The organism is Mesorhizobium sp. M7A.F.Ca.CA.003.01.2.1 (assembly GCF_003998945.1).
In the GTDB taxonomy this organism is placed as follows: Bacteria; Pseudomonadota; Alphaproteobacteria; order Rhizobiales; family Rhizobiaceae; genus Mesorhizobium; species Mesorhizobium ciceri.
The window spans coordinates 1-2919 of the sequence record NZ_RZRA01000749.1 but is presented as its reverse complement, the minus strand read 5'-3'; the positions used below and the strand labels follow the sequence as shown (position 1 = coordinate 2919).

The following is a 2919-nucleotide window of genomic DNA, read 5'->3' as shown; positions in this document are numbered from 1 at the left end:
GCCACCCGCCTGGCGACTGGCCGAGGTCGCCGCGCAGCATCGAGACGACCGAATCCGGGAAGGCGATATCCCTATCCGGGTTTTCGACATCGGCAACGGTCAGGTCCTGGCTGACCATCATCAATGCCATGTCGCCGACGACCTTGGACGACGGCGTCACCTTGACGATGTCGCCGAACATCAGATTGACGTCGTGATAGGTCTGCGCCACCTCGTGCCAGCGCGTCTCCAATCCGAGCGAGCGAGCCTGTTCCTTCAGATTGGTGAACTGGCCGCCCGGCATCTCGTGCAGATAGACTTCCGAGGCCGGCCCCTTGAGGTCGCTTTCGAAGGCGGCGTACTGGTTGCGCACCGCTTCCCAGTAGAACGAGATCTTCCTGATCCATTGCGGGTCGAGACCGGGGTCGCGTTCGGTGCCCTTCAGCGCCTCGACGAGTGAGCCAAGGCATGGCTGCGAGGTGTTGCCGGAGAAGGCATCCATCGCCGCGTCTATGGCGTCGACGCCGCTTTCCACCGCCGCCAGCACCGTCGCCGCCGACAGGCCCGACGTGTCGTGGGTGTGGAAATGGATCGGCAGGTCGGTCGCCTCGCGCAGCGCCTTGAACAGCACGCGTGCTGCGGAAGGCTTCAGCAGGCCGGCCATGTCCTTGACGGCGATGATGTGGGCGCCGGCCGCCTGCAATTCCCCGGCCAGGCCGACATAGTATTTGAGGTCGTATTTCGCCCGAGCCGGATCGAGGATATCGCCGGTGTAGCAGATCGCCGCTTCGATCAGCTTGCCCTCGGCTCCGACCGCATCCATGGCGACGCGCATGTTGTCGACCCAGTTCAGGCAATCGAAGACCCGGAACAGGTCGATGCCACCGCTTGCTGCCTGCTTGACGAAATGCTGCACGACATTGTCGGGATAGTTGGTGTAGCCGACGCCATTGGCACCGCGCAGCAGCATCTGCAACAGCAGATTGGGCGCCGCCTCGCGCACCAGCGACAGCCGCTCCCACGGATCCTCGGTGAGGAAGCGCATCGCGACGTCGAAGGTGGCGCCACCCCAGCATTCCAGCGATAGAAGCTGCGGCAAGGCACGCGCATAGGCACCGGCGATGCCGGCAATGTCATGCGTGCGCATGCGCGTCGCCAGCAGCGATTGATGGCCATCGCGCATCGTCGTGTCGGTGACCAGAACCTCCTTCTGATCGCGCATCCAGGCGGCGAACTTCTGCGGGCCCAGCACATCCAGCTTCTGCTTGCTGCCGCCGGGCACATTGCCGTTGAGGTAAGGCACCACGGGTGCCGCGGCGTCGGCCTTCGGCTGCGGCCGGCCGCGCGTCTCGGGATGGCCGTTGACGCTGACGTCGGCGAGATAGTTGATGAGCTTGGTGGCGCGGTCCTGGCGCTTGACCTGCTGGAACAGTTCCGGCGTCGTGTCGATGAACTTGGTCGTGTAGGAATTGTCGGCGAAGCTCGGATGGTTGATGATCGCTTCGAGGAAGGTCAAATTGGTGGCGACGCCGCGGATGCGGAACTCGCGCAGCGCCCGATTCATGCGGGCGATCGTCTCGGCCGGCGTCGGCGCCCACGCCGTCACCTTCTCCAGCAGCGGATCGTAGAAGCGGGTGATGACCGCGCCCGAATAAGCGGTGCCGCCGTCGAGGCGGATGCCGAAGCCCGTCGCGCCGCGATAGGCGGTGATGCGGCCGTAATCGGGGATGAAATTGTGCTCGGGATCTTCCGTGGTGATACGGCACTGCAGCGCGTGGCCGTTCAGCCTTATGTCCTTCTGCGCCGGCACGCCTGATTCCGGTGTGCCGATGGCAAAGCCGTCGAGGATATGGATCTGCGCCTTGACGATATCGATGCCGGTCACCTGCTCGGTGACGGTGTGCTCGACCTGGATGCGCGGGTTGACCTCGATGAAATAGAATTTGCCGGTGTCGGCATCCTGCAGGAACTCGACCGTGCCGGCGCCGATATAGCTGGTCTCGCGGGCGATCTTGAGCGCATGGCCGCAAAGCTCCTCGCGCTGCGACATTTCGAGATAGGGCGCCGGCGCCCGCTCGACGACCTTCTGGTTGCGGCGCTGGATCGAACAGTCGCGCTCGAACAGGTGCACGGCATTGCCATGGGTATCGCCCAGCACCTGCACCTCGACATGGCGGGCGCGTTCGATCAGCTTTTCGAGATAGACCTCGTCCTTGCCGAAGGCGGCTTTCGCCTCGCGCTTGCCTTCGGTGACTTCACGGGCAAGGTCGGCTTCGGCGCGGATGGCCCGCATGCCGCGGCCGCCGCCGCCCCATGATGCCTTCAGCATCACCGGATAGCCGATTTCCTTGGCTAGTGTCTTGACCGTCTCCATGTCATCCGGCAACGGATCGGTGGCGGGGATCACCGGCACGCCGACCTCGATGGCGAGATTGCGCGCCGCGACCTTGTTGCCGAGCCGCCGCATTGTGTCCGGCCTCGGCCCGATGAAGGTAATGCCGGCTTCGGCACAGGCGTCGGCGAATTCGGGACTTTCCGACAACAATCCGTAGCCGGGATGGATAGCATCGGCACCCGACAGCCTGGCGACGCGGATCACCTCCTCGATCGACAGATAGCTTTCGATCGGCCCCATGTCCTTGGTCAGATGCGGCCCGCGTCCGACCTGGTAGCTCTCGTCGGCCTTGAAGCGATGCAGAGAGTATTTGTCTTCCTCCGCCCAGATCGCCACGGTTTTGAGCCCGAGTTCGTTGGCCGCGCGGAAGACGCGAATGGCGATTTCGGACCGGTTGGCGACGAGGATCTTCGTGATGGCCAAGGACTGGGCTCCAGCGACGGAAGGAAGAGAAATCGGCGCAATGATTAGCGTGAAAATGCTGCAGTGCAAACGAAATTGACGCGCACTTAAACCGATTGAAATAGAAACATTGCGCCAAGGAC

At 63.4% G+C, this 2919-nt stretch carries 1 protein-coding gene; it reads right to left on the bottom strand.

Going from position 1 to position 2919, the window contains the following annotated elements; genetic code table 11:
- On the bottom strand, window positions 1-2797 hold a 2797-nt coding region (gene pyc, locus EN969_RS24855; protein ID WP_127419475.1), incomplete at its 3' end, for a pyruvate carboxylase.
- Window positions 2798-2919 lie beyond the last annotated feature (122 nt).